The organism is Pseudomonas sp. FFPRI_1 (assembly GCF_055384485.1).
Window position 1 is genome coordinate 2550538 of sequence record NZ_AP029168.1, and the last position, 22697, is coordinate 2573234.

Annotated in this window: 19 protein-coding genes and 7 tRNA genes; 16 read left to right on the forward strand and 10 right to left on the reverse strand. The window is 61.7% G+C overall.

What is annotated here, in order from left to right; genetic code table 11:
- Positions 1-137: 137 nt before the first annotated feature.
- Complete coding sequence (locus tag ACZ5BO_RS11565) at positions 138-788, reverse strand: FMN-dependent NADH-azoreductase (RefSeq protein WP_464699821.1); 651 nt, start codon at positions 786-788, stop codon at positions 138-140.
- A gap of 99 nt (positions 789-887) precedes the next feature.
- Here ACZ5BO_RS11565 and ACZ5BO_RS11570 point away from each other — a divergent pair, with 99 nt between their 5' ends.
- Entirely contained in the window at positions 888-1748 is an 861-nt protein-coding gene (locus ACZ5BO_RS11570; RefSeq protein WP_464699823.1) for a LysR family transcriptional regulator, read from the forward strand.
- A gap of 183 nt (positions 1749-1931) precedes the next feature.
- On the forward strand, positions 1932-3503 hold the full coding sequence (locus ACZ5BO_RS11575) for a sensor domain-containing diguanylate cyclase (RefSeq protein WP_464699825.1): 1572 nt from the start codon (positions 1932-1934) through the stop codon (positions 3501-3503).
- Positions 3504-3507: 4 nt separating this feature from the next.
- Here ACZ5BO_RS11575 and ACZ5BO_RS11580 read toward each other — a convergent pair whose 3' ends face one another.
- Positions 3508-4029, reverse strand: a complete 522-nt coding sequence (locus ACZ5BO_RS11580) for an N-acetyltransferase family protein (RefSeq protein WP_464699827.1) — start codon at positions 4027-4029, stop codon at positions 3508-3510.
- A gap of 30 nt (positions 4030-4059) precedes the next feature.
- Entirely contained in the window at positions 4060-4644 is a 585-nt protein-coding gene (locus ACZ5BO_RS11585) for a GNAT family N-acetyltransferase (RefSeq protein WP_464699829.1), read from the reverse strand.
- Positions 4645-4865: 221 nt separating this feature from the next.
- Here ACZ5BO_RS11585 and ACZ5BO_RS11590 point away from each other — a divergent pair, with 221 nt between their 5' ends.
- From ACZ5BO_RS11590 to ACZ5BO_RS11600, 3 genes are all read left to right on the forward strand, one after another.
- The gene (locus ACZ5BO_RS11590; protein WP_025130211.1) at positions 4866-5690 is read left to right on the forward strand and encodes an arylamine N-acetyltransferase family protein; all 825 of its coding nucleotides are present in this window, start codon (positions 4866-4868) and stop codon (positions 5688-5690) included.
- 117 nt (positions 5691-5807) lie between these two features.
- Positions 5808-6629 (forward strand): hypothetical protein, encoded by an 822-nt coding sequence (locus ACZ5BO_RS11595; RefSeq protein WP_464699831.1) that lies wholly within the window; start codon positions 5808-5810, stop codon positions 6627-6629.
- 322 nt (positions 6630-6951) lie between these two features.
- Positions 6952-8481 carry a nucleobase:cation symporter-2 family protein gene (locus ACZ5BO_RS11600; RefSeq protein WP_025130209.1) on the forward strand — a complete coding sequence of 510 codons (1530 nt, stop codon included), beginning with the start codon at positions 6952-6954 and terminating at the stop codon, positions 8479-8481.
- Between the two features lie 63 nt (positions 8482-8544).
- On the opposite strand, the gene ACZ5BO_RS11605 is transcribed toward ACZ5BO_RS11600, so the two are convergent.
- From ACZ5BO_RS11605 to ACZ5BO_RS11625, 5 genes are all read right to left on the reverse strand, one after another.
- A complete protein-coding gene (locus ACZ5BO_RS11605; protein WP_464699833.1) occupies positions 8545-9126 on the reverse strand; it encodes an SH3 domain-containing protein in 582 nt (193 codons plus the stop codon).
- 108 nt (positions 9127-9234) lie between these two features.
- On the reverse strand, positions 9235-10392 hold the full coding sequence (locus tag ACZ5BO_RS11610) for an MFS transporter (RefSeq protein WP_464699835.1): 1158 nt from the start codon (positions 10390-10392) through the stop codon (positions 9235-9237).
- A gap of 565 nt (positions 10393-10957) precedes the next feature.
- Positions 10958-11033 (reverse strand) — tRNA-Asn (locus tag ACZ5BO_RS11615).
- An 84-nt stretch (positions 11034-11117) separates the two neighbouring features.
- The gene (locus tag ACZ5BO_RS11620; protein ID WP_025130206.1) at positions 11118-11315 is read right to left on the reverse strand and encodes a hypothetical protein; all 198 of its coding nucleotides are present in this window, start codon (positions 11313-11315) and stop codon (positions 11118-11120) included.
- Positions 11316-11442: 127 nt separating this feature from the next.
- Positions 11443-12639, reverse strand: coding sequence for an amino acid aminotransferase (locus ACZ5BO_RS11625; RefSeq protein ID WP_025130205.1), 1197 nt, complete (start codon positions 12637-12639; stop codon positions 11443-11445).
- A 337-nt stretch (positions 12640-12976) separates the two neighbouring features.
- Between ACZ5BO_RS11625 and uvrB the strand changes: the two genes are divergently transcribed.
- Positions 12977-14992, forward strand: a complete 2016-nt coding sequence (uvrB, locus tag ACZ5BO_RS11630) for an excinuclease ABC subunit UvrB (protein ID WP_464699837.1) — start codon at positions 12977-12979, stop codon at positions 14990-14992.
- 111 nt (positions 14993-15103) lie between these two features.
- Here uvrB and ACZ5BO_RS11635 read toward each other — a convergent pair whose 3' ends face one another.
- Together ACZ5BO_RS11635 and ACZ5BO_RS11640 are read right to left on the reverse strand one after the other, a co-directional pair.
- Positions 15104-16654: an MDR family MFS transporter gene (locus tag ACZ5BO_RS11635; RefSeq protein ID WP_464699839.1), complete on the reverse strand. Its 1551-nt coding sequence runs from the start codon at positions 16652-16654 to the stop codon at positions 15104-15106.
- The gene (locus ACZ5BO_RS11640) at positions 16644-17690 is read right to left on the reverse strand and encodes an HlyD family secretion protein (protein WP_464699841.1); all 1047 of its coding nucleotides are present in this window, start codon (positions 17688-17690) and stop codon (positions 16644-16646) included. The genes ACZ5BO_RS11635 and ACZ5BO_RS11640 overlap by 11 nt, the downstream gene beginning before the upstream one ends.
- Before the next feature lie 232 nt (positions 17691-17922).
- On the opposite strand from ACZ5BO_RS11640, the gene gltX reads away from it, so the two are divergent.
- The 10 genes from gltX (at position 17923) to ACZ5BO_RS11690 (ending at position 22550) form a co-directional block, all read left to right on the forward strand.
- Positions 17923-19404, forward strand: coding sequence for a glutamate--tRNA ligase (gene gltX / locus ACZ5BO_RS11645; RefSeq protein WP_025130201.1), 1482 nt, complete (start codon positions 17923-17925; stop codon positions 19402-19404).
- A gap of 279 nt (positions 19405-19683) precedes the next feature.
- Positions 19684-19759 (forward strand) — tRNA-Ala (locus tag ACZ5BO_RS11650).
- A 79-nt stretch (positions 19760-19838) separates the two neighbouring features.
- Positions 19839-19914 (forward strand) — tRNA-Glu (locus ACZ5BO_RS11655).
- Between the two features lie 52 nt (positions 19915-19966).
- Positions 19967-20042, forward strand: a tRNA-Ala gene (locus tag ACZ5BO_RS11660).
- Positions 20043-20121: 79 nt separating this feature from the next.
- A tRNA-Glu gene (locus tag ACZ5BO_RS11665) sits at positions 20122-20197 on the forward strand.
- A gap of 52 nt (positions 20198-20249) precedes the next feature.
- Positions 20250-20325: transfer RNA gene (locus ACZ5BO_RS11670), tRNA-Ala, on the forward strand.
- A gap of 77 nt (positions 20326-20402) precedes the next feature.
- Positions 20403-20478: transfer RNA gene (locus ACZ5BO_RS11675), tRNA-Glu, on the forward strand.
- Positions 20479-20661: 183 nt separating this feature from the next.
- On the forward strand, positions 20662-21201 hold the full coding sequence (locus ACZ5BO_RS11680) for a TetR/AcrR family transcriptional regulator (RefSeq protein ID WP_025130200.1): 540 nt from the start codon (positions 20662-20664) through the stop codon (positions 21199-21201).
- Between the two features lie 29 nt (positions 21202-21230).
- Entirely contained in the window at positions 21231-22064 is an 834-nt protein-coding gene (locus ACZ5BO_RS11685; protein WP_464699843.1) for an alpha/beta fold hydrolase, read from the forward strand.
- A 48-nt stretch (positions 22065-22112) separates the two neighbouring features.
- A complete protein-coding gene (locus ACZ5BO_RS11690) occupies positions 22113-22550 on the forward strand; it encodes an acyl-CoA thioesterase (protein WP_025130198.1) in 438 nt (145 codons plus the stop codon).
- The last annotated feature ends 147 nt before the right edge of the window (positions 22551-22697 follow it).

Sequence of the window (22697 nt, forward strand, 5' to 3'; positions counted from 1 at the left end):
GTGATGGCCCATGGGCGGTGCCTCGGGCAGGGGGGCCACACCTGAAGCCGCGAATTGGCGCATCGGTCGAACGCTGCCACGGGGGGGGCGAAAGGGCGCGGTGAGCCGGCTGACTCACTGCGTCCCCATTTCTCGGCTCAGAGTGCGCGCGCTGCCATCTGATCCGCCAGGGCGTGCGCCTGGCACGTGGCTGCCTGTCGGGATGCCAGGTCCATCTCGGCTCCCAGGATGGTTTTTTCAACGATCAGCGAATGTTGGTCATTGACGCCGATGAAATTCAGCCATGCCTCGATATAGGGCTTCTGGAAGTCGAATGCCTGCGCGGGGGTGTCCGAGCGGGCCGAAAAATCCAGGCCCCGGGCATAGCTGACCACGGCTGTCTTGTTGTTCAGCAGGCCCTGCAGGCCTCGCTCGGGGTCGAAGCTGAAGAGGATGCCCTGGTGGGACACCAGGTCGATGAAATGCTTGAGCTTGTAGGGAATGCTGAAGTTCCACAGTGGCACCGAGAACACCAGCAAATCGGCTTCATGCAGGGGCGCGGCCAGTTCCTGGAGCCCGGCCCAGGCCTGTTGTTCGGCGGGACTCAGCGGTTGGCCACCGAGCAGGGCGTATTTGGCGTCCATGGCGGTCTGGTCGAGCTCCGCAAGGTCCAGGCTCCACAGGTCCAGGGTGCGAACTTCGGTGCTCGGTACCTGCTGTTGGTAGCGTTGAATGAACTGGCGGGCGATCTCCATCGAGGCGGAACGGCGCAAGCGGGGAGAGCATTGGATGTGCAGGAGCTGGGTCATGGACGAGTCTCTGGGTGGACAGCAATGACCGTTATTGCAACATAGCTTGTTTTTAAATATAAATTGTCATTCGGCCACTTATTGATCGTGAAATAAAATATGTTTGATGCTCTGCTGCTCCGGACTTTTGTCACCGTCGTCGATGAGCAGGGATTCAGTCGTGCCGCGCACAAGCTGCACCTGACCCAGTCGGCGGTCAGCGGGCATCTGCGTCGCTTGGAGCAGCAGGTGGGCAAGCCGCTGCTTCAACGCACCACCCGCTCGCAGCAATTGACCCCGGACGGGGAGCGGCTGATGGCCTATGCCCGGGCAATCCTGGCGCTGAATCACGATGCCTGGACTGAATTGACTCGAGTGCCATTTCACGGGCGAATGGGGATCGGCCTGTCCGAGGACTTTGCCGAACCTCGCCTGTTGCGTGCGCTGCAGGCGTTTTCCGGGCAATACCCGGGCCTCCAGCTCGATATTCAGGTCAGCATTCCCGGCACGCTCCTGGACTTGCTGGCCCAGGGCAGCCTGCAAGTGGTGGTGGGGTCGTTATGCGAAACGGCGGCGCCTGGCCAACTGCTGTGGTCCGAACCGCTGGTCTGGGCCGGGTTGCCGGCTGCAGTCGCAACCCTGCCCACACCGTTGCCCTTGGCGCTGTTTCCCGAACCCTGTCCCTACCGCGCCGTGGCCCTGGGGCGGTTGGCCAGGGCCGGTATCGCGCAGCGCACGGCGATGCTCTGCAGCAGCAACTCGGCGTTGCGCGCGGCGGTGCTCTCGGGTTTTGCAGTGGCGCCCATGGCGGTCAGCCAACTGGGGGCGGGGCTCTGTGTCCTGGGAGTGGAGTCTGGTCTGCCGGAGCTGCCCGAGGCTCAGTTCCGGCTGTTCACCGCGCCCGAGGCGGATCAGACTATGACGGCGGCGCTGGCTCAGGTCATTGTCGAATATTGCTCCGGTCGACGTTCCGGGCTTTAGGCATTGCCTTGCGCGGCCGATAATCCATTGCGGGCAAGCGGTGTGTGGTTGCGACCGGGCCTGGGGTCGGTGTTCGACTCATCATGGATGCGATATTTTGTACGGCGCTGGCGGATGAGCCAGTCTCGAAAACAACAAGGGATCTGTGCCACTGTTCAGGCCTCTCCCGTCAGGACGACCCTTTTGCCTGTCCCCATATACGATCCTCATCATGCCCCTGGCGGCACCCTGAAGCGCCTGCCCCTGCTCAAGGCGGCAGTGGCGTTCATCGCCACGGTGTTTCTGTGCCTGTGCGGGCTGCTGTATCTCCAGCTGGAGCAGTCCTGGCGCCATGACTTGGCCCAGGCGCAAGTCAACTCCACCAACCTGACCCGGGCCATTGCCCAGCAGGCCGAAGACACCTTCATGGAGGCCGACCTGGTATTGATGAGCCTCTCCGAATGGATCCAGGCCTTGGGCGATGGGCCCCAGCAGCGGCTTCGTCTGCAGCAGATCTTTGCCCGGCGCGTGCAGGCCCTGGCGCAACTCAGCGGCGTGTTTCTCTACGACAGGCAGGGCCGCTGGGTGGTCAGTTCCTTTGATGACTCGCCCCATGGCGATGATGTGGCAGACCGCGACTATTTCAGGTTCCACCAGCAGAACGCTTCGTTGCAGGCGCACATCAGCCCGGCGATTCGCAGCCGTGCCAATGGCGAATGGATCATCCCTATTTCTCGGCGGATCAATGACCAGGACGGAAACTTCCAGGGCGTGCTGATGGCCGGTATCAAGCTGGCGTATTTCGATCAGTTCTTCAAAAGCTTCAATATCGATGAACATGGCGTGATGTTCCTCGCCCTGTCCGACGGTACCTTGCTCGCCCGGCGACCGTTCGAGGAGCGCCAGGTGGGCGCCTCCCTGTCCCGTGGCGAGATCTTCGGCAAATACCTGCCGGAGGCCCCTGCGGGCAATGCGATGATCACCTCGATCGTCGACGGAGTGACGCGCCTGTATGGCTATCGCCAGTTGCAGGCGTATCCGCTGGTGGTGGCAGCGGCGAACTCCCAGAGCTCGATTCTCCAGGGCTGGTATGCCTCGGCCTATCAGTCCTCGGCAATTGTCGCCCTGGTGTTGCTGGGGGTGGGGCTGTTCGGTTGGGTGTTTGTGCATCAGGTGCGCAACAACGAGCGGATCGAGAGCGATTTGCGCGAGGCCCAGGAGGCCCTGGAGGTGATTGCCACCCATGACAGCCTGACTGGCCTGGCCAATCGACGCCTGTTCGAGCGCTCCCTGGAGATCGAGTTCGGCCGTGGCGCACGAAAAAGCAGTCCGCTGAGCCTGATCATGGCCGACATCGACTACTTCAAGCGCTACAACGATACCTACGGCCATGTGGCGGGGGACCATTGCCTGGCTGAAGTGGCCCAGGCCCTGAAAGCCTGTTGCCAGCGCAAGGCCGACCTGGCGGTGCGCTACGGCGGCGAAGAGTTTGCGGTGCTGCTGCCCGACACCGACATTCACGGTGCCCTGGCCATGGCCGAGCAGATTCGCCAGAGCGTCATGGCACGCAACATCGCTCATTCCGGTTCCCCGGAAGGGCGCGTGACCATCAGCCTGGGTTGCTACACTTTCGTGCCCACGGGACGCGACAGCAGTGAAATGTTCATCGAGCGCGCGGATGCGGCGCTGTACCAGGCCAAGGCCTCGGGCCGCAACCGGGTGGCGGCCCTGGCGGTGGAAAAGGCCGGAGAGCATTTGCAGCGCTCCGACCGTTGAGCCGTTACCAGGTTTTGCAGAAGATCTGGTTGGCGTAGGCGTTGCCCCCGAATTCATACGCCGTGGTACCGACGACGTCATAGCCCTGGGCCAGGTAGAAGGCCAGTGCCGGATGATTTTCCGCCCAGGCGGTCAGCCACAGGCAGCAGGCCTGCTGCGCCCGGGCCAGGTTCTCGGCCTGGTGCAGCAGGGCCTGGCCGACGCCCTGCCTGTGGGCATGACGCTGCACATACAGGCGCACCAGTTCCAGGCCTTGAGCCAACTGCGCCTGGGGCGCGCGGGTGTTCTGCGCGACTTCCACGAAGCCCAGCAAATGGCCATTGCGCTCCGCCAGCAGCAGGGTCCTGTAGGGATCCGCCAGCCGCTGCTGGAACTGCTTGGGCGCATACACGCTCAAGGCTTCCTCGGCCAGGTCTGCACGCATGCCGTCGACGGCATAGGTATCGAGGAAAACCTGGGTGGCGAGACCGCTGATGCACAGAGCGTCTTGGCTTTCAGCGAGGCGCAGGGAAAGAGAGGTGGGCATGACTGCATCCTTGTAGGCAGTTATTGGCATTCAGCGCGGCCAGGGTTGGCCGAGCAGTTGCAGCAGGTGTTGGCGTACCCGGGGCCACTCATCGTCGATGATGCTGAAGCGCACGGCATTGCGCTTGCGGCCGTCGGGCATGATGCGCTCATGGCGCACAATGCCTTCCTGTTGCGCCCCCAGGCGCAGGATCGCCGTTCGAGAGGGGTGATTGATTTCGTCGGTGGTGAATTGTACCCGTATGCAAGCCATGTCTTCGAAGGCATGGCTCAGCATCAGGTACTTGGCCTCGGTGTTGACGAAGCTGCGCTGCCAGCTTCTGGCGATCCAGGTGTTGCCGATTTCCAGCGTGTGGTTATGGCGCTCGATCTTGCCGAAACACGTATAGCCAATCACCTCGCCGGTGGACTTGAGTCGAGTGACAAAGGGCAGTGCAGTACCGGCGTCGCGATTGTTGAGCGCTGCCGCCAGGTAGTGATCGATGGTGTCGGGGGAGGGCACCTGGGTGAAGGGCAGGTTCCACAGCTCGCCGTCCCTTGCGGCTTCCACCAGGGCGCTGGCGTCGCCGGGTTGCAAAGGTTGCAAGATGATTCTCTGGCCTTCCAATGGCTGCATGGCGTACGGCTCTCCAGGTAAAGCGAGGGGAAGAAAGCAGCGGCTATTACAGGAGCCCCGCCGATGCTTGGCAAGATCCAATCCAGAGCCAATGCAATAAAAAATATCAGCCGCATTGATTGTTGAAACTCCGCGCTTTTGGCTTATACATATTGCCGACCTGTCAGGGCCCGAGGAATAACGCCTGGGCCCTGCGCGACCCTCATTTCAAGGATTTGTGCATGAGCCAGCCGCACCTGATGAACTTCGATCTCTATCTGCACCGACTCGGTTACCACAGTGCGCCGCCGCCGACTCTGGACACCTTGCGGGAGCTGCAACTGCGCCACGTCTGTCAATTTGCCTTCGAGAACCTCTCGAGCCTGTTGCGCCTGCCAGTGCCCATCGATCTGGCGTCGGTGGAACGCAAGATTCTCCAGGAAGGGCGCGGCGGCTACTGCTACGAGCTCAATCAGAGCTTCCTGGCGCTGTTGCAGCACCTGGGTTATGAGGCGCGGGGCATCACCGGGCGGGTGGTGATGGGCGGGCCGGAAGATGCGCTTACCTCTCGCAGTCATCGCCTGTCGGTACTGGACTTGGATGGGCAGCGCTATGTCGTCGATGTCGGCTTCGGTGGCATGGTGCCCACTGCGCCGCTGCTCCTGGATACCGAGGACGAACAGGCCACGCCCCATGAGCCCTACCGCATCACGGCGCGTGAGGGCAGTTACACCTTGCGCGCCAAGGTCGCGGGTGAATGGCGGGCGATGTATGTCTTCGACCTGCAGGTGCAGGGAGATGTGGATTACGAAATGGGCAACTGGTACGTCTCGACCCATCACGACTCGCCTTTCGTGGGGCAGTTGAAGGTCGCGCTGATCGGCCCGGGTGTGCGTCGTACCTTGCACAATGGAAGCTATGCCCTGCATCGGCTGGGGTTGCCCAGCGAGCGCCGGGAAATCACCAGTGCCGAGGAGCTGATGAGCCTGCTGCAGGGCGAGTTCGGCCTGCGCCTGCCGTCCCATCCGGATCTGCCGCGAGTGCTGGAGCAGTTGCTGGAAGCCTGAGCCGCTGTGCTCTCTGTGCCGGCAATGGTCGGGTACGGAAGCGGTTCCCGATTAAAGCCGGAGACCTTCGCTCCCTAGAATCGAGCGCCGAAATGGCACTTTTCTATGGAGAGAATCATGCAGAAGATAACCCGTTCAAGCGGATCCCGGAGCCTTGCCTCCCCGCTACAACGCCTGCGTCTGGGGCTGTTTGCTGGCCTGCTGGGGCTGCTTGGCCTGTGCTCGAGCAACAGCTTTGCAGTCCCCAACCCTGCCGGTGACTACAACCTGAGCATGGACGCCCGGGCCGGCTCACCCTATCCGCCGTCCGACAACTACAGCGCCGATCTCAAGACCTCGGGCGTCGGGCCGGCCTACACGGTGCCGGTGAGCCGGCATCACATCATCGCCTATAACCAGTTGCGGGACTTCTACATGTCCGTGGTGCAGCGTGGGCATCTGAAGGAGCTGAAGGGCTTCTGGGATGGCTTTGGCGGACGTTTCACCAGCTACGGACGTGATAACGGGGTCAACGTCACGCCGCCAGTGGCCGCGGATTACGACCAGGCCAAGACGTTGCTCGAAGAGATCGGCCGCGGTGTGGTCCGTGCCAATGCGGGCGTTCCGCCACGGCCCCTGGGTTGGGACACCTTCCATGGCTTTTACACCTGGATGCCGTGGAACCTGTTCCTCGGTCCGAATGGCCGCAATGACGACCCGGGGGAGAACTTCGAAACCAATGCCCAGTACATCGTCAACAACAAGGACACCTGGAACACCATCCTCAACCTGCGCAGCAACATGCAGAGCTATATGCGCGATGGCAATGTGAAGACCCTGGGCGACATCAACTCGCAATTGTTGCGTTTGTCGTCACGGACCCGGGTCTACCCGCTGATCAGTGACCAGTGGATCCGTGTCGCTCCCAATGTGTACAAGATCCGCGTACCAGCCAACTGATTGGGCACATTATCTGCATAGAGGGTCGAACCAATGCCTGGGACGGCCCTTTTTTTTCGCTGTGCTCAAGGTGTCTTGCTCCGAGAGGGGATGGCGAAACGGCCAGGCACGGATGTGTGGTCGGGTGTTTTTCGCAGGCTCTGGAATGGTGCTTAATGCACTAAAAGGCAACATTCTCTGCGCTTCGAGAGGGCTTTTTCATGGCAAATCGGCAAAGGAAACAGGCCTGAAGGTTGACCGATAAACTGTATACAATTCTATGGACAGTTGTCTTTGAACTTGCATACAGTGTGCGCATAACAAAAACAGGGAACCGCACACCATGAATACGTCCCAGGTTTCACCGCAACGTCCCGAAGATGAAAATTTGGGGGTTGGCGCGAATATGGCCTACGGCCTGCAGCACGTTCTGACCATGTACGGTGGCATCGTTGCAGTACCGCTGATCATCGGCCAGGCGGCCGGTCTATCGCCGGCGGAGATTGGCCTGCTGATCGCCGCATCGCTGTTTGCAGGGGGGTTGGCAACGTTGCTGCAAACCCTCGGCGTGCCGTTTTTCGGCTGCAAGTTGCCGTTGGTACAGGGGGTATCCTTCGCGGGGGTATCGACCATGGTGGCGATCGTCACCAGCGGTGGTGAAGGCGGTTTCCAGTCGGTTCTCGGGGCCGTGATTGTCGCCTCGCTGATCGGCCTGCTGATCACTCCGGTGTTCTCCCGGATCACCAAGTTCTTTCCACCACTGGTCACCGGCATCGTCATCACCACCATCGGCCTGACGCTGATGCCGGTAGCGGCGCGCTGGGCCATGGGAGGCAACAGTCGTTCGCCGGACTTCGGCAGCATGTCGAACATCGGCCTGGCGGCCGTCACCCTGGTGCTGGTGTTGCTGCTGAGCAAGATCGGCAGCGCCACCATTTCCCGCTTGTCGATTCTCCTGGCCATGATCATCGGTACCGTGATCGCGCTGTTCCTGGGCATGGCGGATTTTTCCGGTGTCACCCAGGGGCCGATGTTCGGCCTGCCTACGCCGTTCCATTTCGGCATGCCGACCTTCCATATCGCGGCCATCCTGTCGATGTGCATCGTGGTCATGGTGACCCTGGTGGAAACCTCGGCGGACATTCTTGCGGTGGGCGAGATCATCCACACCAAGGTTGACTCCAAGCGTCTGGGCGATGGCCTGCGCGCGGACATGCTGTCGAGCATGATTGCGCCGATCTTCGGCTCCTTCACCCAGAGTGCCTTTGCCCAGAACGTCGGGCTGGTGGCGGTCACGGGGATCAAGAGCCGCTTCGTGGTGGCCACCGGCGGGCTGTTCCTGGTGATCCTCGGCCTGCTGCCATTCATGGGGCGGGTGATTGCCGCCGTGCCGACCTCGGTACTCGGTGGTGCCGGCATCGTACTGTTCGGCACCGTGGCTGCCAGCGGCATCCGTACCTTGTCCAAGGTCGACTACCGCAACAACATGAACCTGATCATCGTTGCCACCTCCATTGGCTTCGGCATGATCCCGATCGCCGCACCGAGCTTCTACGATCACTTCCCCAGCTGGTTCGCGACGATCTTCCATTCGGGCATCAGCTCTTCGGCGATCATGGCGATCCTGCTGAACCTGGTGTTCAACCACTTCACCGCGGGCAACTCCGACCAGCAGTCGGTGTTCGTTGCCGGTACCGAGCGCAGCCTGCGCTTCCAGGACATTGCCCTGTTGCGTGAAGGGGACTACTTCAGCGGCGGCAAGCTGCACGATGCCGAAGGCAACGAAGTGCCCTTGCTGGCAGAGGTCGCGAACCCGACGGGGGACGGCGCCCCGTCGAGCCACGCCCGTGGCAGTACTGAAGCGACCCACTGAGCCTGCGCATCAGGCTCACGCAAAACCGGCGCCTTGAAGGCGCCGGTTTTTTTTCGAGGCTGGTTATTCAAGGTTCTCCAGGGGCGCCAGGGCTTGCAGGGCGTCGGGATCGTTCTTGTACTGTGCGCGCAAGCTGCCAAGTTGGCGATCATGGCCGACACAGACCTCGTTGACCGCTTTCTCCAGCTCTGCCCGACGCTCGGCGTCGTAGGGCTCTTCGCCGGCAAAGTGCAGGCATTCTTCGTGACGCTGGATGAAGGCCGTGACCTCGGCCGGCAGTTGCGTGCCGCCGTAATGACCACCGAGTTGCAGGCGTTTTTCCTCGACCCAGCCGGTGTAGTCCTCACCGTCCTTGGCGATGTACATGACCTGGGCCCAGCCCTTGTCGCTGGAGGCATACACCGTGAGGCCGTCGCCGGGGATCACATAGAGCTTGTTGTTCTTGCAGGCTGCATCGGGGCCGCTGTGAAAGTGCAGGCGCCCTTCGCCGATCACCTTGGCCTCAAGGGGCGGGCGGTATTCGCCGGCTTCCAGGGAAGCGTTGTCGCTGAGGGTGTCGCAATCCACCGGCGCGTCGGCCTGGGCTGGCAACGGCAGCAGGGAGAGCAGCCCGTACAAGGGCACAAGACGCAGGATTCGATCCATCGAGAAGGGTCCATCTGGAGGCGGATGGCGCGATGGTAATGACAAAGGCGCGGCCTGTGAATGCTCACGGGCCGCGTCCTCGAGAAAAGGTCCTGGGCGCGACCGATATTATTCGACGGTCCTGCTCAATTGCCCCTGGCGCACCAGGGACAGGGCAAAGAGCACCACTACGGCAGCTGCGGCCGATAACGTCAGGGGCAGGCCATAGCTGCCACCGCTCATGGCCGCACCGCTGAGCAGAGGCCCGAGCAGGCTGCCGATGCCCCACAGCAGTCCGGCGCTGGCGTTGGCGGTCACTAGGTCGGCGCCGCTGAAGGACTGTCCGATCAGCACGATAGCCAGGGTATAGATACCGCCGGCCGCTGCGCCGAGAATCACCAGGCTTGGCCATAGCAGGTGGGGGGTTGCCATCAACAGCGGCAGGCACAGGCCGATCAGCAGGGCGATGATGCCACAGCCCAGGTAGATGCCGGGTCGGCCGAGCTTGTCCGAGAGCCAGCCCAGGGGAAACTGGAACGCCGTGTCCCCCAGGAGAATGATGGTCACCATCAGCGCTGCAAGCTTGATGCTGTAGCCGTGGGTGGCGGCGTACACCGGAAATAGCGACAGCACCACGCTGTCGAAGAAGGCGAAGAACAGGATGCCCACGCACAGCGCCGGGGCGATGCGAAAGAAGCCCAGCACTGAGAAAGTGCGGCTTTCGGCATGGGGCGAGTGGGCATCTTGCCGGGGCAAAGTCAGCCAGACCACGGCAATCGCCACGGCGTAGCCGATGCTGACGATGGCCAGGACCGCCGGCCCCTCGGTGCCCAGCAGAGACACCAGGCCAGGGCCCAGCAGTTGAAAAAAGGTGAAGCAGGTGGTGTAGACCGCCACCAGCCGTCCGCGAGTCGCGTCCTCGGCCATTTCATTGACCCAGGTTTCCCCGAGAATGATGATCAGCCCCGCCCCCAGGCCCATGGTGATTCGCGCCAGGCCCAGGCTGTAGAGGCCAGCCCCCGGCCATTCCAGGGCGGCGACACTGAGGGCACAGAGGCCGAAGCACAGCAGGTAGATCTGCCGACGGGTCAGGCGTTGGCAGATACCGTTGACCAGGAAGGCCGAAAGCATCATGCCGGCGGCGGGCAGGGCCGACATCAGGCCGATCTGGTTGTTGGAAGCGCCGGCCTGATACAGGCGCAGGGCGAGGATCGGCACGGTCGAACCGATGCTCAGGCCGACAATCGAAATGCCCAGGATCAGGGCGGCTAGCAGGGCTTTGTTCATGGTCAAGACTCACGCCTGAAGTACGGGCGCTGAAAAGGCGGTGATTGCAGGTACTGCGTAACCACGCAGACCGATGGGCGAGCGATTGCCATGCAGGCGCCAGCTTGCCGACGCGAGACCCACGCCGTTGGCTGGGGCTTGTTCGGCAGGCCTTCGCTATCGGGAGGTGTTCAGCGAGGTGCCGGGCTCAATCGCTATCAGTGAGCGGGCCGGGGAGGAGAGAAGGTGAAGGCAAACAGGACGCTGCGGCGCCGGCGATTGATCGCACAGTCATGCTGGGCAACGGCCAGGGTTGCCGAAGGGCTCAACGAGGGGGAAGGGCACGGTGACTGCGCTGGCAGGAACATCATGGTCTGACTGGTTGAAAAAACAAGCGCACAGCCTACGACAGGCATTTGCGGCAAGCAACTCGACCTTGGAATGAGCATTTCGGAGGCAGAACGAACTGTATCCGCAGGCCAGGATGGCAGGCGGATCGGTCATCGAAATGGGGGTAGTGCTGGAACTGGTTTGCTGAAAGAGCAGGGCGCTCTTATAGGACGAAAGGCAAATCAGTGTAGGAATATGGCTCCACGACCTGGACTCGAACCAGGGACCCAGTGATTAACAGTCACTTGCTCTACCAACTGAGCTATCGCGGAATGCGCCGTATCTTACTGATTCAAAAAGGGAAGTCAAGCGGCTGCGATGAAAAAATGATTTTCTGCCGCCCTGAGTCCTGCGCCTCAGCCACCGAAGGTCAGGGTTCCGAGCATGAGTTTGGCCATCAGCGAAGTGGCGGCCAGTTGCACCAGCCACAACGCCAGCCCGCCGAGAAATACCCCGAGGGCAATTTGCAGCACCAGGCTCTTCTGGCGTTTCTGCGTGCGGGGCAGGTAGTGCTCCAGTTCATCGCGGTCAGCCCGCAGGTCATCGTCTTTCATTGGAGGTCTCGTTCAGCTGGAGGCAAGGTCACAGTCTAGCGGGTGCGAGGGCGGCCGCGATCAACAGAATTGTGAGCATAAAAAAGGGGAAGCCTGGCGGCTTCCCCTTTTTTGCGACGGCTGTGAATCAGATCACCTGGAGGATGGCCTTGGTCACCACGTCGATGTTGTTCTGGTTCAGCGCGGCAACGCAGATGCGGCCGGTGTCCAGGGCATAGATGCCGAACTCGTTGCGCAGGCGGGTGACTTGCTCAACGGTCAGGCCGGAGTAGGAGAACATGCCGCACTGGCGGCCGACGAAGCTGAAGTCGTGCGCTGGCGCGCCCTTGGCCAGCAGGTCGACCATCTGGGTGCGCATGCCACGGATCCGCAGGCGCATTTCTGCCAGTTCCTGCTCCCACTGGGCGCGCAGTTCCGGGCTGTTCAGCACGGCGGCAACGATGGTTGCACCGTGGGTTGGCGGGTTCGAATAGTTGGTGCGGATCACGCGCTTGACCTGGGACAGCACGCGGGCACTTTCTTCTTTCGAGCTGCTGACGATGGACAGTGCGCCTACACGTTCGCCGTACAGCGAGAACGACTTGGAGAAGGAGCTGGATACGAAGAAGGTCAGGCCCGATTCGGCGAACAGGCGCACCGCTGCGGCGTCTTCGTCGATGCCGGCGCCAAAGCCCTGGTAGGCCATGTCGAGGAATGGCACCAGGTTTTTCGCCTTGACCACGTCCAGGACGTTTTTCCAGTCCTCTGGGCTCAGGTCGACACCGGTCGGGTTGTGGCAGCAGGCGTGCAGCACCACGATCGACTGGGCTGGCAGGGCGTTGAGGTCCTCCAGCAGGCCGGCACGGTTCACGTCGTGGGTGGCGGCGTCGTAATAGCGGTAGTTCTGCACCGGGAAGCCGGCGGTTTCGAACAGCGCGCGGTGGTTTTCCCAGCTCGGGTCACTGATGGCCACTACGGCGTTGGGCAGCAGTTGCTTGAGGAAGTCGGCACCGATCTTCAGTGCGCCGGTGCCGCCCACGGCCTGGGTGGTGACCACGCGGCCAGCGGCCAGCAATGGCGAGTCGTTGCCGAACAGCAGCTTCTGTACCGCCTGGTCGTAGGCGGCGATGCCGTCGATCGGCAGGTAGCCACGGGAAGCGTGTTGGGCGGCGCGAATCGTCTCGGCTTCGACAACGGCGCGCAGGAGTGGAATGCGTCCCTCCTCGTTGCAGTACACGCCCACCCCAAGGTTGACCTTGTTGGTACGGGTGTCGGCGTTGAATGCTTCGTTGAGGCCCAGGATTGGATCGCGTGGTGCCATTTCGACAGCGGAGAACAGGCTCATTTTTACGGCGGCTCTGAATGGAGTGTGGAGGGACGTGTCGCGCTCCAGCCGAATGCACTAGAGCGGTGCACAAACGGGGAGCTAGTATAGAGGCCATCATCGCGGGGGGCGACAGGCTAATGACCTTTTGCGACAAGTTTTTCGCTTTATTTTTCGACCGTTAGTCTTATTGCAATAAACAGGTGAATGGCGGTTGTCAGGCCTTTACCTTGAAAGCTGTGGTATTTGGCTCCACATCATGGATATTCCCGTTTTTTTCCTCGGCGACATGGGTCGTGCGCGGTCTTTCTCGTTGCTGTCCGGTCCCGCCGCGCAGGAATGATCCCAGAGGTACGTTATGTCTGAATTCCAGCTTGTCACCCGCTTCCAGCCCGCCGGCGACCAGCCGGAAGCCATCCGCCTGATGGTCGAAGGCATCGAGGCCGGGCTGGCGCACCAGACCCTGCTCGGCGTAACCGGCTCGGGCAAGACCTTCAGTATCGCCAACGTGATCGCCCAGGTGCAGCGCCCGACCCTGGTACTGGCACCGAACAAGACCCTGGCGGCGCAGTTGTACGGCGAGTTCAAGGCGTTCTTCCCGAACAATGCGGTGGAGTACTTCGTTTCCTACTACGACTACTACCAGCCCGAGGCCTATGTGCCGTCGTCCGATACCTTCATCGAGAAGGACGCCTCGATCAACGACCATATCGAGCAGATGCGCCTGTCTGCGACCAAGGCGCTGCTGGAGCGCAAGGACGCCATCATCGTTACCACGGTGTCCTGCATCTATGGCCTGGGCAGCCCGGAAACCTACCTGAAGATGGTCCTGCACGTGGACCGTGGCGACAAGCTCGACCAGCGCGCCTTGCTGCGCCGCCTGGCGGACTTGCAGTACACCCGCAACGACATGGACTTTGCCCGCGCCACCTTCCGCGTGCGTGGCGACGTGATCGACATCTATCCGGCGGAATCGGACCTGGAAGCGATCCGCATCGAGCTGTTCGACGACGAGGTGGAAAGCATCAGTGCCTTCGATCCGCTGACCGGCGAAGTGATCCGCAAACTGCCGCGCTTCACCTTCTACCCCAAGAGCCACTACGTGACCCCGCGGGAAACCCTGCTGGATGCCATCGAAGGGATCAAGGTGGAGTTGCAGGAGCGCCTGGAATACCTGCGTTCCAACAACAAGCTGGTGGAGGCCCAGCGCCTGGAGCAGCGCACCCGTTTCGATCTGGAGATGATCCTCGAACTGGGCTACTGCAACGGCATCGAGAACTACTCGCGCTACCTTTCGGGGCGTCCCGCTGGCGCGGCGCCACCTACCTTGTACGACTACCTGCCGGCGGATGCCTTGCTGGTGATCGACGAATCCCACGTCAGCGTGCCCCAGGTCGGCGCCATGTATAAGGGCGACCGCTCGCGCAAGGAAACCCTGGTTGAGTACGGCTTCCGCCTGCCATCGGCTCTGGATAACCGGCCAATGCGTTTTGACGAGTGGGAAGGGGTGAGTCCACAGACCATCTTCGTTTCCGCCACTCCGGGCAACTATGAAGCCGAGCACGCCGGCCGCGTGGTGGAGCAGGTGGTGCGCCCCACCGGGCTGGTGGACCCGCAAGTGGAAGTGCGCCCGGCCCTGACCCAGGTGGACGACCTGCTGTCGGAAATCACCAAGCGTGTGGCCGTGGAAGAGAGAGTGCTGGTTACTACCCTGACCAAGCGCATGGCCGAAGACCTCACCGATTACCTCGCCGACCACGGCGTGCGGGTGCGCTACCTGCACTCGGACATCGACACCGTGGAGCGGGTGGAAATCATCCGCGACCTGCGTCTGGGGACATTCGACGTGCTGGTGGGGATCAACCTGCTGCGCGAAGGCCTGGACATGCCGGAGGTGTCCCTGGTGGCGATTCTCGACGCCGACAAGGAAGGTTTCCTGCGTTCCGAACGTTCGTTGATCCAGACCATCGGCCGGGCCGCGCGTAACCTCAATGGCCGGGCGATTCTCTATGCCGACCGCATCACCGGTTCGATGGAGCGGGCGATCGGCGAAACCGAGCGTCGCCGCGACAAGCAGATCGCCTTCAACCTGGCCAACGGCATCACCCCCAAGGGCGTGTTCAAGGATGTCGCCGACATCATGGAAGGCGCCACCGTGCCGGGCTCGCGCAGCAAGAAGCGCAAGGGCATGGCCAAGGCCGCCGAGGAAAACGCCCGCTACGAAAACGAATTGCGTTCGCCGAGCGAGATCACCAAGCGTATTCGCCAGCTTGAAGAGAAGATGTACCAGCTTGCCCGCGACCTTGAGTTCGAAGCGGCAGCGCAGATGCGTGACGAGATCAGCAAGTTGCGCGAGCGCCTGCTGACCGTCTGATCTCGCCCACCCCGTAGGAGCCGGCTCGCCGGCGAAGAGGTCCTCAAGTCCTGTGCAAGGGTTGGTGGTCTCTTCGCTGGCGAGCCAGCTCCTACACCTGGCAACTTCAGGTCAGTGAGCTTCGCCGGCCTTCAAGCCTTTGGGCAGGGCCTTGGTCAGCAGGATAGCCAGCATGCTGACCCCCAAGGCAATCCCGACAAAATGGAAGGCGTCGTTGTAGGCCATGATCTGCGCCTGCTGGTGGGTGATCTCACTGAGCTTGCCCAGGGCTGCGGTTTCGCTGCCGAATTTCTCGGTCAGTGCGGCCAGGCGTTCCGCCACCTGCGGGTTGCTCGGCACCACGGCTTCGCGCAGGTAGTCGAAATAGGTCTTGGTCCGGGCGTCCAGCAGGGTCGCCAGCAAGGCGATGCCGATCGCACCGCCGAGGTTGCGCAGGATGTTGAACAGGCTGGAGGCCGATCCTGCGTCCTGGGGTTGTATGTAAGCCGTGGCGATCAGCGAGATGGTGACCATGATCAGCGGCTGGCCGAGGGCGCGGATGATCTGGATCTGGTTGAACTGCGGCCCGGCGAAGTCCGGGTTGAGCACCCCGGAAGAGAAGCTCGCCAGCCCGAACAGACCAAAACCCAGGGTGCACAGCCACTTTGGGGAAATGAACTGCATCAGCTTGGGCACCAGGGGGATCAGGAACAACTGCGGCACCCCCATCCACATGATGACTTCGCCGATCTGCAGGGCGTTGTAGTTCTGGATCTGCGCCAGGTACAGCGGCAGCAGGTAGATCGAGCCATACAGGCCGACCCCCATGCCCAGGCTGGAGATGCTCGACAGGCCGAAGTTGCGATTGCGCAGGATGCCCAGGTTGATCAGCGGGTTGGGCCTGGATACCTGCACTATCACAAAAGTGATCAGGCTGAGCAGGGCAATGCTGCCCAGGCTCACGATCAGGTTCGATTCCAGCCAGTCCTTGCGGTGGCCCTCCTCAAGAAACACCTGCAGGCAGCCCAGCCCCAGTCCGAGGGTGAGAATGCCGGCGTAGTCGGTGCTTTTCAGCAGCTCCCAGTGGGCTTCCTTCTTTTCCAGGCCGTAGAGCAGGCCGGCAATCATCAGCAGGCCCGGCGGCACGTTGATATAGAAGATGTATTCCCAGCCCCAGTTCTCGGTCAGCCAGCCGCCGATGGTGGGGCCGATGGAGGGGGCGAAGGTGGCGGTCATGGCGAACATCGCCATGCCTTTGGCTCGGTGATGCTCGGGGAGCTTGATCAGGGTCAGGGTGAACGCCAGGGGGATCAGCGCACCACCGGTGAAGCCTTGCAGGGCGCGGAACACGATCATGCTTTCCAGGCTCCAGGCCATGGAGCAGAGCAGGGAGGCGATCAGGAAACCCACCGAGACCCAGACCGCCAGCCGGCGTGCCGAGAGCAACTGCACCAGCCACGCGGTGAGGGGGATCATGATGATTTCCGCCACCAGGTAGGAGGTGGAGATCCACGAGCCTTCCTCCAGGGTGGCGGAGAGTGCGCCCTGGATGTCCTTGAGCGAAGAGTTGGTGATCTGGATATCCAGCACCGCCATGAACGCGCCGAGCATGGCGCTCATCACTGCGATCCAGTCGCGCCGGGTGGGCTCTCCCTCCGGGCGCAGCAGTTGATCACCGGCCATCGACTGGGTCTTTGACGTTGACCTTGACGGTCACGGACATGCCCGGGCGAATCTTGCCCTGCAGCGGGTTGTCGGCGGCGAAGGTCAGCTTGACCGGGATACGCTGTACCACTTTGGTGAAGTTGCCGGTGGCGTTGTCTGGCGGCAGCAGGCTGAACTGCGCGCCCGAGGCGGCGAACAGGCTCTCGACCCGGGCCTGGATCGGCGTGTCGCCGTAGGCATCGAAGGTCAGCTCGGCCTGCTGTCCGGGCTGCATGTGGCCGATCTGGGTTTCCTTGAAGTTGGCCTGGACCCAAATGTCCTGGTCGGGGACGATCGACAGCAGATAGGCACCGGCCTGGACTACCTGGCCGTTGCGTGCGGCGCGCTGGCCGATGAGGCCGCTGATGGGGGCGTGGATCGCGCTGCGGGTGAGATTCAGCTGGGCCTGGGCCAGGTCGGCCCGAGCGTTGGCAATCTGCGCATCAAGGCGCTTGATCTCGGCGCTCAGGGCGTTGACCTGCTGGCGCTGCCCTTGCAGGTCGGCCTGGGCCTTGGCTACTTGCGAGCGGGCGATATGGTTGTCGGCGGAGAGGGTGGTGACCCGTTCTTCGGAAACGTATCCGGGTTTGCGCAGGGTCTGTGCCCGGGACAGATCGATCTGCGAGCGGCCGAGACTGGCCTGGCTTGAGGCCACTTGGGCTTCGCTGGCGGCAATCAGGCTGGCTTGCTGGGTCAGTTTGCTCTGGGCCTGCAGGCGTTCGGCCTCCCGGGTGGCCAGGGCTGCCTGGGCGCGGTCCACGGCCAGCTGGAAGTCCTCGCCTTCCAGGCGCACCAGCAATTGGCCTTTCTCTACATGCTGGTTGTCCTGTACCAGCACCTCATCTATGCGGGCGCTCAACTGGCTGGAGACTCGGGTGATCTCGCCCTGGACGTAGGCGTTGTCGGTGGTTTCATAAAAGCGTCCATGGAACCACCAATGGGCCAGGAACCCCAGGGCGATCAACAGGACCAGGGACAGGAAGGTGAACAGGCGGCGCTTGAGTTGGGCAGGCATGGGCAGGTTGTAGCCAATAAAGTGTAAGGAGATTTATCAGCGGGCGAATCTGGCATATAGCTCCCGGGTGGTAAATGGTCCGTATTGATTATTGGCCATTCCTGGCGCGCGCAGCGCCTCGCAGTCGCGACCTTGGCTTAAATGCCCTCCTTACTGGAGCCGGGCTGGTGTCGCCTGTTACCATTCGCCCCCTGTTTTATTCTTCGCTTTTCTATTCTTTTCGAGACATGCCATGACCACCGTCCGCACGCGCATCGCGCCATCGCCTACCGGGGATCCCCACGTAGGTACCGCTTACATCGCTTTGTTCAACTATTGCTTTGCCAAGCAGCATGGCGGTGAGTTCATCCTGCGTATCGAAGACACCGACCAGTTGCGCTCGACCCGTGAGTCCGAGCAGCAGATCTTCGATGCCTTGCGCTGGCTGGGCATCAACTGGAGCGAAGGCCCGGATGTGGGTGGTCCGCACGGTCCGTATCGCCAGAGCGAGCGTGGCGACATCTACCAGAAGTATGCCCAGCAGTTGGTGGATCTGGGGCATGCCTTCCCGTGCTTCTGTACCGCTGAAGAGCTGGACCAGATGCGTGCCGAGCAGATGGCTCGCGGCGAAACCCCGCGCTACGACGGTCGTGCCTTGCTGCTGTCCAAGGAAGAAGTGGCCCAGCGCCTGGCGGCAGGTGAGCCTCACGTGATCCGCATGAAGGTGCCTACCGAAGGTGTCTGTGTGGTGCCGGACCTGCTGCGCGGCGATGTCGAAATCCCCTGGGATCGCATGGACATGCAGGTCCTGATGAAGACCGATGGCCTGCCGACCTACTTCCTGGCCAACGTGGTCGACGACCATCTGATGGGCATCACCCACGTACTGCGCGGCGAAGAGTGGCTGCCGTCGGCGCCGAAACTGATCCTGCTGTACGAATACTTCGGCTGGGAGCAACCGCAGCTGTGCTACATGCCGCTGCTGCGCAACCCGGACAAGAGCAAGCTGTCCAAGCGCAAGAACCCGACCTCGGTGACCTTCTACGAGCGCATGGGCTTCATGCCTGAAGCCATGCTCAACTACCTGGGCCGCATGGGCTGGTCGATGCCGGATGAGCGCGAGAAGTTCTCGCTGCAGGAAATGGTCGACAACTTCGACTTGTCGCGGGTTTCCCTGGGCGGTCCGATTTTTGATATCGAGAAGCTTTCCTGGCTCAACGGCCAGTGGCTGCGTGACCTGCCGGTGGAAGAGTTCGCCAGCCGGGTGCAAACCTGGGCGCTGAACCCCGAATACATGATGAAGATCGCACCGCACGTACAGGGCCGGGTCGAGACCTTCAGCCAGATCGCACCCTTGGCCGGCTTCTTCTTCGCCGGTGGCGTGAACCCGGATGCCAAGCTGTTCGAGTCCAAGAAGCTGTCCGGCGATCAGGTGCGTCAGCTGATGCAATTGATCCTGTGGAAGCTCGAAAGCCTGCGTCAGTGGGAGAAAGACAGCATCACCGCGACCATCCAGGCGGTGGTTGAGTCTCTGGAGCTGAAACTGCGCGATGCCATGCCGCTGATGTTTGCTGCCATTACTGGCCAGGCCAGTTCGGTGTCGGTGCTCGATGCCATGGAAATCCTCGGTCCGGACCTGACCCGTTTCCGTCTGCGCCAGGCCATCGATCTGCTGGGTGGTGTGTCGAAGAAAGAAAACAAGGAATGGGAAAAACTCCTCGGCGCCATCGCCTGAGGCGTTTTTGCCGAAGGGGAACCGACAGGGGCGGTGAGCTTTTCGACTACGCTTGAAACTCAAGCGCCAGGCGGGTTGATTGCGGCTTCTGGTGGTTCTTTGAGGCTTGCGGCGAGTGTTTTGTGCGACTCGCCGCAGGCGCAGAGAGCCGCAAAACCCCGGGTTTTCCAGGCGGGGCGGTAAGTGATTGTTATCCCGGCAAATTTTTTTCCAAAAAGCGCAAAAAAAATTGACAGCCTCCCGATCGCCCCTTAAGATTCGCCCCGTCCTCACCGACGAGGGGCTATAGCTCAGCTGGGAGAGCGCTTGCATGGCATGCAAGAGGTCGACGGTTCGATCCCGTCTAGCTCCACCAATTTACAGTTCAGGGCCTGGCCACACCGGCCTTGAATCGATCAGTACTCAGCACTGATCAGTTGTACAGAAGGGTTTGCGTCCCCTTCGTCTAGTGGCCTAGGACACCGCCCTTTCACGGCGGTAACAGGGGTTCGAGTCCCCTAGGGGACGCCAGTTTCACACAAGCGATATTGCAAGATGTCGCTGCGCCGTGAGGCGAAAATCCGGGGTTATAGCTCAGCTGGGAGAGCGCTTGCATGGCATGCAAGAGGTCGACGGTTCGATCCCGTCTAGCTCCACCAATTTACAGTTCAAGGCCTGGCCACACCGGCCTTGAATCGATCAGTACTCAGCACTGATCAGTTGTACAGAAGGGTTTGCGTCCCCTTCGTCTAGTGGCCTAGGACACCGCCCTTTCACGGCGGTAACAGGGGTTCGAGTCCCCTAGGGGACGCCAGTTTCACACAAGCGATGTTGCAAGATATCGCTGCGCCGCGAGGCGAAAATCCGGGGCTATAGCTCAGCTGGGAGAGCGCTTGCATGGCATGCAAGAGGTCGACGGTTCGATCCCGTCTAGCTCCACCAAATCACAGTTCAAGGCCTGGCCACACCGGCCTTGAATCGATCAGTACTCAGCACTGATCAGCTGTCAGAAGGTTTGTGTCCCCTTCGTCTAGTGGCCTAGGACACCGCCCTTTCACGGCGGTAACAGGGGTTCGAGTCCCCTAGGGGACGCCACGTTTACCCGCTCTGCGGGATTTATAAGGGTCATTCGATTATTGAATGGCCCTTTTGTTTGTCTGGCGTTCAGCCAATTCTCCCTTTCTTCCTCCGCCTGCGCTTCTGACCGACGGTCGCACTGGCGGCTTGCGGAAAATTATTATGGGAATAATATTTTGTCCGTAATATTCGGAGGTGATGATGAACGATAAAAAAGCTCAAACCCGCGAACGGATACTTCAGGCTGCCAGTTCCGCACTGATCCAGCGTGGCCCGGCCGAGCCGAGTGTCGGTGAGGTGATGGGGGCTGCCGGGCTGACGGTCGGCGGCTTCTATGCGCACTTCGAGAGCAAGGACGCGCTGATGCTTGAGGCCTTCACTCAACTGCTGGCCCATCGTCGTGGCCTGCTGGATGAAATGGACTCGACCCTGAGCGGTGAAGAGCGTCGGGCGTTGACGGCGGCATTTTATCTGTCTCGCAAGCACCGTGACTCCACTGAGCAGGCCTGTCCGATTCCTGCGTCTGTCGGTGAGCTGGGTCGTTTGCCGGAGACATTCCGTCACGCCTTGAGCGAGCATATGGAGTTGATGGTCGCGCAATTGGCCGCAAGTCCCGAGGATACGGACAAGGCCCTGGCGGACATGGCCTTGATGGTCGGCGGGCTGTCCCTGGCGCGAGCCCTGGGGCCGGGCGAGTTGTCCGATCGTTTGCTGCGGGCTGCCAAGTCGGCAGTTCTTTGATCGGGTGTTCAATGGCGAGGTAGCGGGTGATGAGCGGATTGAATTGGATTCGTGGCGTCAATGGCACCCTGGGCTGGGTGGCCCCCCACTGGGCGGCGAATCGGATGCGCCAACTGTTCATGACACCGCGCGAGCTTCCTCCTCGAGACTGGGAGTTGCCGCTGCTCGAGAGTGCCGAGCGCCTCACCCTGCGTTTCGGGCTCTCGGCCCTGCGCTGGGGGCAGGGGCCGACAGTGCTCTTGATGCATGGTTGGGAAGGGCGTCCGACGCAGTTCGCCAGCCTGATCCAGGCGCTGGTAGCGGCCGGCTATACCGCGGTGGCGCTGGACGGACCTGCCCATGGCCGGTCTCCCGGGGATGAGGCCAATGTGGTGCTGTTTGCCCGGGCCATGCTGGAGGCCGCGGCAGAGTTGCCGCCCTTGCGGAGCGTGATCGGTCACTCCATGGGCGGCGCCAGTGCCATGCTGGCGGTGCAGTTGGGGCTGCGTACCGAAACCCTGGTTAGCATTGCGGCTCCTGCCCGAATCCTGGGCGTACTGCGAGGTTTTGCCCGCTCTATGCGCTTGCCGCCCAAGGCCCGTTCGGCGTTTATCCGCCAGGTGGAGAAAGAGGTGGGGATGCGTGCTGCGACGCTGGACGTGGACCAGTATCAGTTGGAAATGCCCGGCTTGATCGTGCACGCCGAAGACGATCGGTTTGTCCCGGTCAGGGAGTCGGAAGTGATCCATCAGGCCTGGTTCGACAGTCGCCTGCTGCGCTTGAGCGACGGAGGGCATCAGCGAGTGCTGGCCGATCCTCGGGTGGTTGATGCCGTGGTCGCTCTGGTCAGCGGCCGGCATCTGCAAGCACGCCAATCGGCCTGAGCATCCGTTACACTGCCCCGGTCAAAAAAATCTGGCCGGGAGTTGGGCATGAGTTGGGATCTGGCAACGCCATTCACTATCGACCTGCAGGTGGCAGCCGAGGATATCGATGGCCTGGGGCACGCCAACAACGCGGTCTACGTGACGTGGTTGGAGCGTTGCGCCTGGCGGCATTCGCAGCGCCTGGGGCTGGACCTGGCAGAATATCGTCGTCTGGATCGAGCGATGGCGGTGGTACGTCACGAGATCGACTACCTGGCGGCGGGGTATGAAGGGGACGAGTTGCAACTGGCGACCTGGATCGTCGATTGGGACCAGCGCTTGAAGATGACCCGGCGCTTCCAGCTGGTCCGCCCGAGCGATGGCACGACGCTGTTGCGGGCGCAGACCACCTTTGTCTGCATCGAGCTGTCTACCGGCAAGCCCAAGCGCATGCCTGCCGAATTCCTTGAAGGCTATGGTCCGGCCCTGCAGTCCCCTGAATAATCTTCCTGCCCTTGCGCAGAGCCAGGCTGCGCTGCCTCTGAGACGAGGGGGCGCCTGGATCGCGGGCCTGTTGGCCGACCGGCCGCAACCTGCAAAATCCCTGCTGGCGGGCGAAACCCAGTAGACTGGCGCCCGTTTTTTCGCCCG

Coding starts and splice junctions, on each gene's coding strand:
- ACZ5BO_RS11635 (WP_464699839.1), bottom strand. CDS start 16,654: ATGGCCGGTGATCAACTGCTGCGCCCGGAGGGAGAGCCCACCCGGCGC.
- ACZ5BO_RS11595 (WP_464699831.1), top strand. CDS start 5,808: ATGCAGAAGATAACCCGTTCAAGCGGATCCCGGAGCCTTGCCTCCCCG.
- ACZ5BO_RS11605 (WP_464699833.1), bottom strand. CDS start 9,126: ATGGATCGAATCCTGCGTCTTGTGCCCTTGTACGGGCTGCTCTCCCTG.
- ACZ5BO_RS11565 (WP_464699821.1), bottom strand. CDS start 788: ATGACCCAGCTCCTGCACATCCAATGCTCTCCCCGCTTGCGCCGTTCC.
- gltX (WP_025130201.1), top strand. CDS start 17,923: ATGACCACCGTCCGCACGCGCATCGCGCCATCGCCTACCGGGGATCCC.
- ACZ5BO_RS11570 (WP_464699823.1), top strand. CDS start 888: ATGTTTGATGCTCTGCTGCTCCGGACTTTTGTCACCGTCGTCGATGAG.
- ACZ5BO_RS11680 (WP_025130200.1), top strand. CDS start 20,662: ATGAACGATAAAAAAGCTCAAACCCGCGAACGGATACTTCAGGCTGCC.
- ACZ5BO_RS11610 (WP_464699835.1), bottom strand. CDS start 10,392: ATGAACAAAGCCCTGCTAGCCGCCCTGATCCTGGGCATTTCGATTGTC.
- ACZ5BO_RS11690 (WP_025130198.1), top strand. CDS start 22,113: ATGAGTTGGGATCTGGCAACGCCATTCACTATCGACCTGCAGGTGGCA.
- ACZ5BO_RS11590 (WP_025130211.1), top strand. CDS start 4,866: ATGAGCCAGCCGCACCTGATGAACTTCGATCTCTATCTGCACCGACTC.
- ACZ5BO_RS11600 (WP_025130209.1), top strand. CDS start 6,952: ATGAATACGTCCCAGGTTTCACCGCAACGTCCCGAAGATGAAAATTTG.
- ACZ5BO_RS11625 (WP_025130205.1), bottom strand. CDS start 12,639: ATGAGCCTGTTCTCCGCTGTCGAAATGGCACCACGCGATCCAATCCTG.
- ACZ5BO_RS11640 (WP_464699841.1), bottom strand. CDS start 17,690: ATGCCTGCCCAACTCAAGCGCCGCCTGTTCACCTTCCTGTCCCTGGTC.
- ACZ5BO_RS11585 (WP_464699829.1), bottom strand. CDS start 4,644: ATGCAGCCATTGGAAGGCCAGAGAATCATCTTGCAACCTTTGCAACCC.
- ACZ5BO_RS11685 (WP_464699843.1), top strand. CDS start 21,231: ATGAGCGGATTGAATTGGATTCGTGGCGTCAATGGCACCCTGGGCTGG.
- ACZ5BO_RS11620 (WP_025130206.1), bottom strand. CDS start 11,315: ATGAAAGACGATGACCTGCGGGCTGACCGCGATGAACTGGAGCACTAC.
- uvrB (WP_464699837.1), top strand. CDS start 12,977: ATGTCTGAATTCCAGCTTGTCACCCGCTTCCAGCCCGCCGGCGACCAG.
- ACZ5BO_RS11580 (WP_464699827.1), bottom strand. CDS start 4,029: ATGCCCACCTCTCTTTCCCTGCGCCTCGCTGAAAGCCAAGACGCTCTG.